Source organism: Halanaerobium hydrogeniformans, assembly GCF_000166415.1.
Classification (GTDB): Bacteria; Bacillota; Halanaerobiia; order Halanaerobiales; family Halanaerobiaceae; genus Halanaerobium; species Halanaerobium hydrogeniformans.
In genome coordinates this window covers 2,277,112-2,290,592 of record NC_014654.1, presented here as the reverse complement: position 1 = coordinate 2,290,592, position 13,481 = coordinate 2,277,112, and the positions used below count along the sequence as shown (strand labels likewise).

At 33.4% G+C, this 13,481-nt stretch carries 13 protein-coding genes; all 13 read left to right on the top strand.

What is annotated here, in order from left to right; translation table 11 throughout:
- Positions 1 to 8: 8 nt before the first annotated feature.
- On the top strand, positions 9 to 1,391 hold the full coding sequence (locus HALSA_RS10680) for an ethanolamine ammonia-lyase subunit EutB (protein ID WP_013406566.1): 1,383 nt from the start codon (positions 9 to 11) through the stop codon (positions 1,389 to 1,391).
- The gene (gene eutC, locus HALSA_RS10675) at positions 1,392 to 2,270 is read left to right on the top strand and encodes an ethanolamine ammonia-lyase subunit EutC (protein ID WP_013406565.1); all 879 of its coding nucleotides are present in this window, start codon (positions 1,392 to 1,394) and stop codon (positions 2,268 to 2,270) included.
- Between the two features lie 24 nt (positions 2,271 to 2,294).
- Entirely contained in the window at positions 2,295 to 2,948 is a 654-nt protein-coding gene (gene eutL / locus HALSA_RS10670) for an ethanolamine utilization microcompartment protein EutL (RefSeq protein ID WP_013406564.1), read from the top strand.
- A 17-nt stretch (positions 2,949 to 2,965) separates the two neighbouring features.
- Complete coding sequence (locus HALSA_RS13365) at positions 2,966 to 3,499, top strand: BMC domain-containing protein (RefSeq protein ID WP_013406563.1); 534 nt, start codon at positions 2,966 to 2,968, stop codon at positions 3,497 to 3,499.
- A 23-nt stretch (positions 3,500 to 3,522) separates the two neighbouring features.
- Entirely contained in the window at positions 3,523 to 3,780 is a 258-nt protein-coding gene (locus HALSA_RS10660; protein WP_013406562.1) for a hypothetical protein, read from the top strand.
- 136 nt (positions 3,781 to 3,916) lie between these two features.
- Positions 3,917 to 5,095 (top strand): coenzyme F420-0:L-glutamate ligase, encoded by a 1,179-nt coding sequence (locus HALSA_RS10655; protein ID WP_013406561.1) that lies wholly within the window; start codon positions 3,917 to 3,919, stop codon positions 5,093 to 5,095.
- A 36-nt stretch (positions 5,096 to 5,131) separates the two neighbouring features.
- The gene (locus tag HALSA_RS10650; RefSeq protein ID WP_013406560.1) at positions 5,132 to 5,989 is read left to right on the top strand and encodes a DegV family protein; all 858 of its coding nucleotides are present in this window, start codon (positions 5,132 to 5,134) and stop codon (positions 5,987 to 5,989) included.
- 436 nt (positions 5,990 to 6,425) lie between these two features.
- Positions 6,426 to 7,439 (top strand): iron ABC transporter substrate-binding protein, encoded by a 1,014-nt coding sequence (locus tag HALSA_RS10645; protein ID WP_013406559.1) that lies wholly within the window; start codon positions 6,426 to 6,428, stop codon positions 7,437 to 7,439.
- On the top strand, positions 7,439 to 9,070 hold the full coding sequence (locus HALSA_RS10640; protein WP_013406558.1) for an ABC transporter permease: 1,632 nt from the start codon (positions 7,439 to 7,441) through the stop codon (positions 9,068 to 9,070). Before HALSA_RS10645 ends, HALSA_RS10640 begins: the two co-directional genes overlap by 1 nt.
- A gap of 86 nt (positions 9,071 to 9,156) precedes the next feature.
- Entirely contained in the window at positions 9,157 to 10,212 is a 1,056-nt protein-coding gene (locus HALSA_RS10635; protein WP_013406557.1) for an ABC transporter ATP-binding protein, read from the top strand.
- A gap of 320 nt (positions 10,213 to 10,532) precedes the next feature.
- On the top strand, positions 10,533 to 11,348 hold the full coding sequence (gene fdhD, locus HALSA_RS10630; protein WP_013406556.1) for a formate dehydrogenase accessory sulfurtransferase FdhD: 816 nt from the start codon (positions 10,533 to 10,535) through the stop codon (positions 11,346 to 11,348).
- A 233-nt stretch (positions 11,349 to 11,581) separates the two neighbouring features.
- A complete protein-coding gene (locus HALSA_RS10625) occupies positions 11,582 to 13,132 on the top strand; it encodes an acyl-CoA carboxylase subunit beta (protein WP_013406555.1) in 1,551 nt (516 codons plus the stop codon).
- Between the two features lie 40 nt (positions 13,133 to 13,172).
- The gene (locus HALSA_RS10620; RefSeq protein WP_013406554.1) at positions 13,173 to 13,466 is read left to right on the top strand and encodes an OadG family protein; all 294 of its coding nucleotides are present in this window, start codon (positions 13,173 to 13,175) and stop codon (positions 13,464 to 13,466) included.
- The last annotated feature ends 15 nt before the right edge of the window (positions 13,467 to 13,481 follow it).

Genomic DNA, 13,481 nt, shown 5'->3' with positions numbered 1-13,481 from the left:
GTACTTTGATGATACTAAAAACTAAACTATTTGGAGAAAGTTATGAATTTAAAGATATTACAGAACTATTAGCAAAAGCAAATGAAAAAAAATCTGGTGATGAATTATTAAAAATAGCAGCTGAAAATTCTAAAGAAAGAGCTGCTGCAAAAGTAGTACTGGCTAATATAAAGCTTTCAGATTTGCGAGAAAACCCTGTGCTTGATAAAAGTGAAGATGAAGTATCAAAAGTGATCGATGAATTGATCAATGAAAGAATCTATCAAGAAATTAAAGACTGGACAGTTTCTGATTTAAGAGAATATATATTGAGCCACAGTACTTCTGGAAGTGATATTAGAAGAATCAGCCGAGCTTTAAATGGAGAAATGGTAGCTGCAGTTGCTAAATTGATGTCAAATATGGATTTAGTTTATGGTGCAAGCAAAATTAAAATCTCCAGTAAAGCAAATACAGTAATCGGCTTAGATGGATGCTTATCTTTCAGATTACAGCCCAACCATCCAACTGATGATCTTGATGGGATTTTAGCTTCTATGATGGAGGGCTTAAGTTATGGATGTGGAGATGCGGTAATTGGTATAAATCCTGTTAATGATAGTGTGGAAAACACCAAAGCTATCATGGATTTTATTAATGATTTTATGAATAAATGGGAAATACCAACTCAAAATTGTGTTCTGTCACATATTAAAACACAAATGAAAGCGGTTGAGGCAGGAGCTTCAGTTTCAGTTTTGTTTCAAAGTATAGCTGGTACTGAATCTGCAAATAAGGCTTTTGGAGTTGATGAAGCATTACTTGATTCAGCCTATGATTTAATAAAAAAACATGGAAATGCCCCTGGTCCCAATCTTATGTACTTTGAAACCGGTCAGGGCTCAGAAATGTCATTAAATACAGATCATGGTATTGATGAGATGACACTAGAAGCAAGAACTTATGGTTTTGCTAAAAAGTATAAGCCTTTTTTGGTCAATAACGTCTCGGGTTTTATTGGACCAGAAACCCTATATGATGGTAAACAGATGATCAGAGCAAATCTAGAAGATCATTTCATGGGTAAATTAACCGGTCTACCAATGGGAATGGCTCCCTGTTATACAAATCATACAAAAATGGATCAAAATGATCAGGAAACTGCTACAATGCTATTAGCGATGGCAGGTTCAAATTACTATATGGGAGTACCTGCTGGTGATGATATTATGCTGAGCTATCAGGATACAAGTTTTCATGATGATGCAACTTTAAGAGAACTGGTTGATAGAAAACCAGCACCTGAATTTTTTGAATGGTTATTAAAGATGGGGATTATGAATGAAGATGGTAGGCTGAGTGCTAAGGCAGGAGATCCTTCTATATTTTTTAAAAATGGAGAGGTGAATTAAATGGTATCTGAAAATGAACTAAGAAATATTATTGAAGTGGTTATCAAAAATTTAAATAAAAATGATCTGAGTGATAAAAGTAGTAATTCAAATGGTGGTAATTCAGAGATAGAAGCAGGTGAAATTCCAGATATCACAGAAGTAGATTTACAAAAAGAAATGTTAGTTCCAGATGCAAATAATGAAGAAGAATTTTTGAAATTAAAAGCTAAAACCTCAGCAAGGCTTGGTGTTTGGCGAGCTGGCCCCAGGTATAAAACAAATACACTGTTAAGGTTTAGAGCAGACCATGCTGCAGCAATGGATGCTGTCTTTACTGGAGTTTCTGAAGAGCTGATTAATGAAATGAACTTAGATACATATCAGACTTTATGTAGTGATAAAGATGAATTTTTAACAAGACCTGATTTAGGTAAATTATTCTCAGATGAAACACTGGCAGAAATAAAAAATAATTGTCAGTCTAATCCTCAGGTTCAATTATATGTAGCGGATGGATTGAGCTCAACAGCAATTGAAGCTAATCTTCGTGACATTTTACCAGCTATCAAACAGGGGCTAGAAGGATATAATATTGAGATAGGCACTCCATTTTTTGTAAAATTTGGTCGAGTGGCTTCCATGGAACCTATTTCTGAATGTTTAAATGCAGATGTCAGTTGTGTATTAATTGGAGAAAGACCAGGACTTGCAACTGCAGAAAGTATGAGCTGCTATATGGCATATAAGGCTGAAATTGGGATGCCAGAAGCGAGAAGAACAGTAATCTCAAACATCCACTCCGGGGGTACTTCAGCAGTTGAAGCTGGTGCTCATATTGCCGATGTTATTAAAGCTATGTTAGACCAAAAAGCAAGTGGCTTAGATCTAGAAATTTAAAAAATAAAACAGGAGGATAAAAATATGAGAGATGATCCCTTACGCGCCGAAGTTTTAAGTGTACAGTTAATACCTAATGTTAATGATGCTTTAAAAGAAAAACTTAATTTAGAAGCCGGCCATAGGAGTATTGGCTTAATTACCTGTGATATAGATGATGTAGGATATACTGCCTTAGATGAAGCAACAAAAAAAGCCTCAGTAGATATAGTTTATGCTAAATCATTTTATGCAGGTGCTGATAATGCAACAACTAAATTAGCTGGAGAGTTTATTGGTATTATGGCAGGTCCAAGTCCAGCAGAAGTTAATAGTGGACTTGATGCCGCAGTTGATTTTATAGAAAATGGTGCCTGTTTTTATAGTGCTAATGAAGATGACAGCATTTGTTATTATAACCATTGTGTTTCTAGAACTGGAAGCTTTTTATCTGCAGAAGCCGGTGTCCCAAAAGGTCAGGCGCTTGCATATTTAATTGCCCCACCTATAGAAGCTTTATTTGCACTTGATGCCGCTTTAAAATCAGCCAATGTAGAACTGGTTACTTTTTATGGACCTCCCTCAGAAACAAACTTTGGTGGAGCTTTATTAACTGGTAGTCAATCTGCCTGTCAGGCAGCCTGTAATGCTTTTGCCAATGCAGTAAAATCAGTAGCAGACAAACCATGTAATTACTAATTAAGGAGAGATAAAAGATGAAAAAAAATGCACTTGGAATCATAGATACTAAAGGATATGTTGGTGCAGTTGTTGGAGCTGATGTCTGTACAAAAGCTGCCAATGTTAAACTGACCTCATGTGAAAAAACAACCGGTGGATTAGTTACAGTAGAAATCAGGGGAGATGTTGGTGCAGTAACTGCTTCTATTAATGCTGCAAGTTCTGCCATCCCAAAAGTTGGGAATTTAGTTGCAACTCATGTCATTCCCAGGCCATCTGATCAATTAGAAAGAATTTTAGGTGGGATCAAAGAAGATTTAAAAAAACACAAAGAAACTGGACAAACTATTAAGCGTGATTTAAAAGAGCCTGAATCAGAAACTAGTGAGCCTGACCAAAACGAGCAGGAGTTAAGAGAAAAACTTTGGGATATGAAAGTTGTAGAACTGCGCTCTCTTGCCAGAGATACAGAGAACATTGCAATGACTAATAATGAGATAAAATTTGCCAGGAAAGCAGAACTTGTTGATGCTCTTGCAGAAGCCAATCCAGATTTAAGTGATGAGTAATAGCTCGTGGAGGTGGTTTCGCTTTGCAAAAAAAAGAATTAGTGACCCTGATAACAGAACAGGTTTATAAAAAAATATCAAATTTAGAAAAAGTTGAAAATAAAAAAAATAAAGAAAGCGAATATTTTTTATTGGAGAAGAAAGTCATTGATTCTTATATAATTAAAAAATTATATAATCAAGGCTATGATAAAATCAAAATAAAAGCAGATAGTATTATAACTGCAGAAGCAAAAGATTTTATTGAAGCCAAAAATATTTACCTGTCTAAAAAGAGTTGAATTTCTTTATGATCCTGTAATTTAGTTGATTATAGGATCTTTTTTTGTGAATATTTGCCCTCAGGCAGTTTTTTCTGCTATAATTAATCCGTAGAGAAATTTTTTGATAAAGATAATATTCTAAGAGGTGAAATTAATGAGAACAGTTGGAACTCAAGTAAGAGGTATTAGAGCTCCTATAATTAAAGAAGGTGACGATTTAGCAGATATTGTTGTTGATTCTCTGCAAAAATCATGGCAGAGTGAAGGCTATGAGCTAAAAGATAAGGATGTAGTAGCGATAACAGAATCGCTTTTAGCAAGAGCACAGGGCAATTACATAAACTTAGATGATATTGCTGAAGAAATAAATGAAATATTTGCAGATTCTGTTGGGATAGTATTCCCTATTTTAAGTAGAAATCGTTTTTCAATGATTCTTAAAGGTATTGCTAAAACTAAAAAAAAGATTTATTTGCAGTTAAGCTATCCTAATGATGAGGTGGGAAATCCACTTTTAGACAGTCAAAAACTTTATGAGCTTGATATAAATCCATATACTGATGTGATTGATGAAGAATTATATTACAAGGAATTTGGTGGTTTTAAACATCCTTTTACAGGTATAAATTATGTAGATCTATATAAAGAGATTGCTCAAGAAACCGAAATAGAGATCATTGCAGCAAACCAGCCTAAAAGTATTTTAAAATATACAAAACAGGTTATTGCAGCTGATATCCATACCAGAGAAAGAACCAAAAAACTTTTAGAAAAAGCCGGTGCAGAAACTGTAATCAGTTTAGCCGATATCTGTAATAAAGATAAAGGTGGGGGTTATAATCCAGATTATGGACTTTTAGGGTCTAATAAAGCTTCAGATTATGAGTTGAAGCTATTTCCACGTTTAGGACAGGAATTTGTTGATAAAGTACATGAGAAATTAAAAAAACTAACAAATAAGAATATAGAAGTTATGATATACGGTGATGGTGCTTTTAAGGATCCTCAGGCGAAAATATGGGAACTTGCTGACCCGGTTGTTTCTCCTGCCTATACCTCCGGTCTTGAAGGTACACCAAATGAGGTAAAATTAAAATATTTAGCTGATAATGACTTTAAGAATTTAAAAGGAGAAAAACTTCTTAATGCTGTAAAAGAAGAAATAACTGAAAAAGGAGATGATTTGAGAGCTGATATTAAATCTCAGGGAACTACTCCCAGGCGTTTAACAGATCTTCTAGGTAGCTTATCTGATCTAGTTAGTGGCAGTGGTGACAAAGGAACTCCTATTGTTTTAATTCAGGGATATTTTGATAATCTGGCTGATGACTAAAAAAAATACTTTAATTTAAAAGTAAGGAGAAAAATTATGAAGGAAAAAATTGCAGTTGTTACAGATAGTACTTCTGACTTGCGAAAAGATGATTTGTTAAAGTATGGTATTAATTCTATGCCTTTAAAGGTTATTTACAGTGATCGACAGTATGAAGATAGAGTGGATATTACTCCAGCAGAAGTATATAATAATATGGAAAAAGAGGTTCCAACAACATCAATGCCTTCCCCTCAAGAAATAGAAGATCTTTATTCAAAATTAAGAGAAGAAGGTTATACCCATATTATCTCTATTCATATTTCGGCTGGTCTTTCAGCAACTTACAGTAATTGTAAAATGGTGGCAGATCAAATTGAAGGGATTGAGGTTAAGGTCATAGATTCAAAAATGCTTTCTATGGCACTGGGAAGATTAGTTTTATATGCCAAAAAAATAGTTGATAAAGGTCAATATAGCTTTGCAGAAATAGTAGAAATGGTGGAAAAAAAGAAAGAAAAAATAGAAGTGTTTTTTGTTGTTGAAACATTAAAGTATCTCAAAAAAGGTGGTAGAATTGGCAAAGTTTCAGGAACAATTGGTCAGCTTTTAAATATTAAACCAATTATTTCTATTGATGAGGATGGAGTATATTATACTTTTGATAAAGTTAGAGGACGCGGTCGTTCTTTAAAAAAGTTTTTCCAAATTATCAAAAGCAGAACAGACCAAAGCAAAGAATACTCGGTTGATGTTATGCATGCAGCAGCAGAAGAAGAAGGGCAAAAGCTTTTAGAAAAAATAAAAGTGCTACCAGAAGTAAAAGAATCTTATTTTGGTGAAATTAGTCCTGTGATGGTTGTTCATACTGGTCCAGGTTTAATTGGAGTTGTGCTTAGTGAATTAGATGAGTGAAAATCATCAAAGGAATAAATGATTATTTGAGCAGCTGTTTTCAGCTGCTCTTTTTGGATTTGCTTGATGTTTATATTACTAGCAGCCAGAAATGAATTAAGACAAAACAGATTAAATAGACAAAATGTGTATAATTATAAACACAGCGTGCACTTGACAACAATATAAAGATATAATATAATTCTAGATGATAATGGTTTTCAATCGCTATTAGTTTAAAAAGTTAAGAAAAAAATTATAATATATATCAAGGTTAAATGCTTATATTAAAAAAACCAAAATAAAAAAAGCAAAAGAATATAGTAAATAGTTAAAATTTCTAATGTAGAAAACACAGCTAAAAGGCTGTGTTTAATTTACAAACTAAACTTGACTAAACAGATATGATTACTACTATTATCAAAAATTACATTAAATAAAATTATGGAGGTAGATTATGAACCTTTCAAAAAAAATATTAACTGTCTTAACAATAGCCATTCTATTTTCTAGTCTTACTTTTACAGCTTTAGGGGCTGAAGCAGCAGAAATTACTATTTATTCTGGCAGATCAGAAAATTTAATCGGTCCTGTTTTCGAAATGTTTACAGAAGAAACAGGAATTGAGATAAATGTTAATTATGGTGGAACAGCAGAACTTGCTGCAACTATTTTAGAAGAAGGCCAGAACAGTCCTGCTGATATTTTCTTTGCTCAGGATGCGGGTGCCTTAGGTGCGCTGGCTGATAATGACAGACTGGTTGAATTGCCTGAAGAATATTTAAATAAAGTTGATTCTCGACTCCGATCTCAGGAAGGCCTCTGGCTAGGTACTTCTGGAAGAGCAAGAGTTGTAGCTTATAATACTGATTATGTAGATGAAGCTGAACTTCCAGATACTATCTGGGGTTTTTTAGATGAAGAATGGCAAGGTAGAATTGGCTGGGCACCAACTAATGGTTCTTTTCAGGCTTTTGTAACTGCTTTAAGAGTATTAGAAGGAGAAGAAAGAGCTGAAGAATGGCTGCGGGGGATTGTTGCCAATCAACCTCGAGAATATAGAAATAATACTACCACAGTTGATGCTGTAGGTAGAGGAGAAGTTCATATTGGGTTTGCAAATCACTATTATTTATTCCGTTTTATTGCAGAACAGGGAGAAGATTTTCCGGTTAGACATTTATATACAGAAAATGATGCTGGAGCAATGATCAATATCGCCGGTATTGGTGTATTAGATGTTGCAAGAGATAATGAAGCTATTAATAGCTTTCTCGAATTTATTTTAAGAGAGGATGTTCAGGAATACTTTATTAAAGCAAATAGTGAATATCCTGTTATTGAGGACTTAAGTATTGATGATCCTTTAATTGTTCCTTTAGAAGAGATTAATGCACCTGATATTGATTTAAGTAATTTAGAAGACTTAGAAGGAACTTTAGATTTACTATTTGATGTAGGAGTTTTATAATGAATACTGATGTAGAAAAAAATAATTTCAAGAATTTAATCCAAAAAATATACTGGAAGGGCCATGAAATATGGCCTTTCCAGGCCTCTTTGTTTATATTAATTCCGGTTTTTTTATTAACAACTGCTATGTCTTTACCTTTGATTTATCTCTTTATAAGAGCCTGGGGTACAGAAAATTTTCTTAATCTATTATTAAGAGAAAGAACTTTTTCAGTGCTTTTGAATACTGTCAAACTGGCAGCTTCTGTAACTTTAAGCAGTATAGTAATTGCTGTTCCAATAGCTTATCTAACTGTAAGAACAGATTTACCTGGTGCCAGAATCTGGACTGTATTGACTATGCTGCCCCTTGTAATTCCTTCACTTGTTGGTGGTTTTGCTTTTGTAGCTGCTTTTGGGTATGGAGGAATTGTTCATAATTTTTTAAGAAATGGATTAAATATTTTTTATGTACCAGAAATTTATGGTTTTAGAGGAGCATGGCTTTTACTGACTTTGTTGAGCTATCCTTATGTACTATTATCTGTAAGAGGAGCTTTGCAGGGAATGGACTCCGCTTTAGAAGAAGCAGCCCAGACAATGGGCAAAAGTCCCTGGAAAATATTCTGGAAAGTTGTGCTACCTCAGTTAAGACCGGCTATAATGGCTGGGGGATTAATGGTGGCTCTTTATACTTTAAGTGATTTTGCTGCTGTTTCTCTTTTACAGTTCAACTCATTTACAAGGGCTATTTATGTTCAGTATCAGTCTTCATTTAATCGTCACTATGCTTCAGCTCTTGCTTTATTATTGGTTCTATTAACTGTGATAATTTTAAGTTTCGAAATGTGGAGCAGAACTAAAGCAAGATATTATAAAGTTGGAAGTGGGAGCAGATGTGTAGCTAAAAAAATAAAATTAGGTAAAGCTAAAATACCAGCTCTAATTTTCCTATCAGTAGTTGTGTTTTTTTCTTTAGTTTTACCAACAGGAGTTATTTTATACTGGTTAATTAGAGGCTTAATTCATGGAGAAGCCTTTATATTACGCTGGCAGGCTGCCCTAAATTCATTTTATGTTTCTGGACTAGCAGCTATTGTAGGCGTTATTGTAACAGTTCCACTGGCAATATTAATAACCCGTTATAAAAGTAAGGTTACTAATTTATTAGAAAAAATGACCTATGTAGCTTTCGCCCTGCCAGGGATAGTAGTTGCCTTAGCCTTAGTCTTTTTTGCTGCAAATTATGCAATTGGAATTTATCAGACTTTACCTTTATTAATTTTTGCCTATGTTATTTTATTTTTGCCTCAGGCAATGGGCCCACTGAGAAATTCATTGCTACAACTGGGACCGAACATTGAAGATGCAGCTTCAACCCTGGGGAGTTCTAAGTTTAGAGTTTTGGTTAAAATTACTTTACCACTTATTAAACCAGGAATTTTAAGTGCAGTTGCTTTAGTTTTTTTAACAGCTATGAAGGAACTACCTGCAACATTATTATTAAGTCCAATTGGTTTTAGAACTCTGACAACTGAAATCTGGAATGCAACTTCTGAAGCTTTTTATGCTAGAGCTGCTGGACCAGCTTTATTGCTTTTAATTATTTCTTCTTTTTCAATGTGGATTTTATTTAAGCAGAATGAATAGTCAACTTTTTGCTAAGTAATTATTGGACTATTTTTTCTCAATTGAGTTTTAAAATTTAAGTATTTATTCCGGGGTGTTATTATAAAATGATAATTAAATTAAAAAATATTTCCAAAACTTATAATGGCTGTATTGAAGCTGTAAAAAATGTTAGTTTTGGAGTTAAAGAAGGAGAAATATTTTCTCTTTTAGGGCCAAGTGGTTGTGGAAAAACTACTTTATTGCGATTGATTGCAGGTCTAGAAAGACCTGATAAGGGAGTAATTACTCTTAGGGGAAAGACAGTCGTAGGTGAAAATCACTATTTAAGTCCTGATAAAAGAGGTATTGGAATGGTTTTTCAAGATTATGCTCTTTTCCCTCATTTAACAGTTTATCAGAATGTGGCTTTTGGGTTTAGATCTAAAGAAAAATCTAAAAAGAAAAATAAAATCCTTTCAACCATAGAGCTTGTTGGCCTTTCAGGAATGGAAAAACAATATCCTGCTGAACTTTCTGGAGGTCAACAGCAGCGGGTAGCTTTAGCTAGATCTTTAGTGTTAGACCCTCTTCTTGTACTGCTTGATGAGCCATTTAGTAATCTTGATGTTAATTTAAGAGATAAAATGCGAAAAGAGGTAACTGCTATTATTAAAAAAAGTAAAGCAACAGCTATTTTTGTTACTCATGATCAGGTAGAAGCTTTAACTATATCTGATAAGATTATTGTAATGAATGGCGGAGAAATAGAGCAGCAGGGTACTCCCAGAGAAATTTATCAGTATCCTGAAAGTAATTTTGTTGCTTCTTTTGTTGGACAATCAAATATTTTAGAAGGAGTTATAGCAGAAAGTAATAATAGAATTATTACTGAGATTGGTATAGTCCCCTGTAACCATACTCATGGCAAAAAAGCGGGAGATAAGGTAGCAGTTTCGATTAGGCCTGATAGTTTTGAGCTTGACCAAAATGGAAATATTACAGGAGTTGTTGAAAACAGTTCTTATAAGGGTACAAATATTGATGTTTTAATTTCAGCGGATACAGATAAGAAAAATAAAAAACGACAGATTTTAGTTCATGTTCACCCTGAATTACAGGTAGAAAAAGGACAACGAGTAAGTTTTAAAGTTTTATCAGATTTTACGGCTGTTATCAACTGACGGTATGATTTGAGAAAGATGTGAAAAAACGAAAATTTAAAAAGCAGAAAGACTAGAGCAGTTTCCATTAGGGAGCTGCTTTTTCTATGGCGAGTCATTACACTTTTTGTGCTATTAATTATTATGGAAAGCTAATTAATTAATTTAATCGTAAAAGTGGATTGAGATTTTTTGCGATGGATGTCTGTACAACAGGGAAAAGAATTAGATTTAAGCTATTTTCATAAAATAAATAAAGGTTAATAATTATTGTTAGAGAACTAAATAAACATAAGAATTCTAAAGATTTAATAATCAAATTTTAAAAGGAGATAATTATTATGAGCGATTTTAAATCTAATAATTTTAATGATACAGAAAAAGATATTTTTAAAAGTAGAAAAATTAAAGAATATAAAAATAAAAAATTTATAGAAAAAAAAGATTTGTTGATTCGCGAAATCCCATTAACGATATTCATTGAAAACTATGAGATTTTAACATTAATGAGATTAAAAGAAAAAAGCAAAGAACTGATTACCGGATATTTAGCAGCAGAAGGAATAATTCAGAAGGCATCACAAATTAAAGAAATTGAATATAAAAATAAAGAAAAAGAAGTTCATTTAAAACTTGAAGTAGATTTTAATATTGAAAAATTCAGGCAAAGAAAGGTTGTTTTAGGTTCAAGTTGCGGTTCTAGCTTTATAAATATCGAAGGTTATGAGCTTTTACCGAAGACAGAGAGTACTCAAATTATTTCTGCTGAAAATATTTTAAATTTAATGAAAAAATTTGAAGAAAAATCTACTTATTTTTATAAAACCGGAGGAACTCACATATCTGCTCTAGCATCTTCAGAAAAAATAATCTATTCCGCTGAAGATATTGGCCGCCACAATACCGTTGATAAAATCATTGGAGAATCATTGCTTAATGAGCTTAACTTAGAAGATAAAATATTTTTAACTAGTGGTAGAATTTCTTCAGAGATGATTATAAAAATTATTAGACAGAAAATTCCTTTTTTGGTTTCGCGTTCTGCTCCAACTGAGGCTGCTTTAGATTTGGCGTTAGACAGCAACCTAACTTTAATTGGGTTTTGTCGGGGCCAGAGAATGAACATTTATAGTGGGGCAAAAAGAATTGTTGATTAAGACTTTTTAAATAATTATTATCAAAAAAACAACAAATTATATTAAAAAATTAATTGTAAGTTGACTTATAGTCAGTTTTTTGCTATCCTTAATGGTGTCTATTAATTGAAATTAAACTTATGCTTTAATTATGTGTCAAGTAATAAATTTTATTAAACTTTTTTGTTCACCCTATATTCAGTGGTGAAGTATTGACTTTTAGTTTATATACCACTTGTTAAGGAGGAAAAAGAATGACAGTAGAAGACAAAGAAAATTCACTAGAAAATAAAAAAGAAAAGATAAGGCTTGGTGGAGGAAAAGAAAGAATTGAAAAGCAGCATGCTAAAGGCAAAAAAACGGCCAGAGAAAGACTGGATTATTTGCTTGATGATGGTTCTTTTAACGAATTAAATATGTTTATGGAAAATCGTAGTACCTCTCTGGGAATGGATGAAAAAGATGTTCCTGGTGAGGGTGTAGTAGTTGGTTATGGAACAATAGATAATCGTCTTGTATATGTTTATGCCCAGGATTTTACAGTAATGGGTGGATCAGTTGGTGAGGCTCATTCGCAAAAAATACAGGCAGTAATGGACCTTGCCCTTAAAAATGGAGCTCCTATTATAGGGCTTAATGATTCAGGAGGCGCAAGAATTAACGAGGGAATAGATGCCTTAAATGGTTATGGAGAGATTTTTTATCGTAATACAAAGGCTTCTGGAGTTGTGCCACAGATTTCGGCGATTTTAGGTCCCTGTGCCGGAGGTGCTGTATATTCACCTGCTATCACAGATTTTATTTTTATGGTTGATAAAACAAGTAAAATGTTTATCACCGGTCCTGGAGTAATCAAATCTGTAACCGGTGAAGAAGTTACAGCTGAAGATCTTGGTGGTGCAGAAACCCACAATAAGCTGAGTGGTGTAGCTCATTTTATGGAAGATAATGAAGAAGCAGCTTTAGATAAAATTAGATTATTATTATCTTACATACCTGATAATTACAAAGAGGAAGCAGAAGTTTTTGCTACAGATGATGATCCGGCCCGCAGCACTGAAGAACTAAAAGAGATTGTTAAAGAAGATGCAAAAAAGTCATATGATGTTAGAGATGTAATTGATATTTTAGTTGACAAAGGAAGCTTTTTAGAAGTTCAACCTTATTTCGCTGAAAATGCAGTTATAGGATTTGCTAGACTAAATGGACGAAGTGTAGGTATAGTAGCCAATCAGCCCAAACATCTTGCTGGCTGCCTTGATATTGATACTTCTACTAAAATAGCAAGATTTATTCGTTTTTTAGACAGTTTTAATATTCCTATTGTATCATTGGTTGATGTTCCTGGCTATATGCCGGGTACTGAACAGGAATATGGTGGAGTTATCAGACATGGAGCTAAAGTTCTTTATGCTTATTCTGAGGCAACAGTGCCGAAAATAACTTTAATAATGAGAAAGGCATATGGTGGAGCCTATATTGCCATGGGAAGTCGTTCAGTTAGAGCTGACCTTGTTTATGCCTGGCCAATTGCAGAAATCGCTGTAATGGGACCTGGTGGAGCAGCTAATGTAATATATAGGAGAGAAATAGCTGCTGCAGATGATCCTGAAGACTTAAGACAGCAAAAGATTGATGAGTACCGTAATAATTTTGCTAATCCATATATTTCTGCTAAAAGAGGTATGATCAATGATGTTATCGAAATGGAAGAGAGTAGAGCAAAACTTATTAATGGACTTGAAATGATGATTAATAAACATGAAGATAGTACTGATAAAAAACATGGAAACATTCCTTTATAAGATAAAATTGAGATAAGAAAAGAAAAAAGTAGGTGAAAGTATGGAAAACTTTGCGTTCGGTCTTGAACTTTTGATAATAGGTCTGGGAACAGTTTTTCTTTCCCTTTATTTACTCTCAGTTTTTCTATATTTTAGTGGAAAAATACTTGGGCCCAAAGAAATGCGAAAAAAGGTTCCATTAAAAGAGCAAAGGGAAAATAACGAGCCTGAATTGGATGGATTGCGCAGAAAAAAAGCAGCTGCAATTACCGCAGCAGTATATCAAATGCTCTCAGATAAGAAAAGTTATAGGATAATATCTATTAAAAAAAGAAATCAAAACTGGAAAAGATAGGAGCTGAAATAGATA

Bases quoted from the DNA above. Each gene is read 5' to 3' on its own strand.
- HALSA_RS10680 (WP_013406566.1), top strand. From the start codon at position 9: ATGATACTAAAAACTAAACTATTTGGAGAAAGTTATGAATTTAAAGAT.
- HALSA_RS10650 (WP_013406560.1), top strand. From the start codon at position 5,132: ATGAAGGAAAAAATTGCAGTTGTTACAGATAGTACTTCTGACTTGCGA.
- HALSA_RS10635 (WP_013406557.1), top strand. From the start codon at position 9,157: ATGATAATTAAATTAAAAAATATTTCCAAAACTTATAATGGCTGTATT.
- eutL (WP_013406564.1), top strand. From the start codon at position 2,295: ATGAGAGATGATCCCTTACGCGCCGAAGTTTTAAGTGTACAGTTAATA.
- HALSA_RS10625 (WP_013406555.1), top strand. From the start codon at position 11,582: ATGACAGTAGAAGACAAAGAAAATTCACTAGAAAATAAAAAAGAAAAG.
- fdhD (WP_013406556.1), top strand. From the start codon at position 10,533: ATGAGCGATTTTAAATCTAATAATTTTAATGATACAGAAAAAGATATT.
- HALSA_RS10645 (WP_013406559.1), top strand. From the start codon at position 6,426: ATGAACCTTTCAAAAAAAATATTAACTGTCTTAACAATAGCCATTCTA.
- eutC (WP_013406565.1), top strand. From the start codon at position 1,392: ATGGTATCTGAAAATGAACTAAGAAATATTATTGAAGTGGTTATCAAA.
- HALSA_RS10655 (WP_013406561.1), top strand. From the start codon at position 3,917: ATGAGAACAGTTGGAACTCAAGTAAGAGGTATTAGAGCTCCTATAATT.
- HALSA_RS10620 (WP_013406554.1), top strand. From the start codon at position 13,173: ATGGAAAACTTTGCGTTCGGTCTTGAACTTTTGATAATAGGTCTGGGA.
- HALSA_RS10640 (WP_013406558.1), top strand. From the start codon at position 7,439: ATGAATACTGATGTAGAAAAAAATAATTTCAAGAATTTAATCCAAAAA.
- HALSA_RS13365 (WP_013406563.1), top strand. From the start codon at position 2,966: ATGAAAAAAAATGCACTTGGAATCATAGATACTAAAGGATATGTTGGT.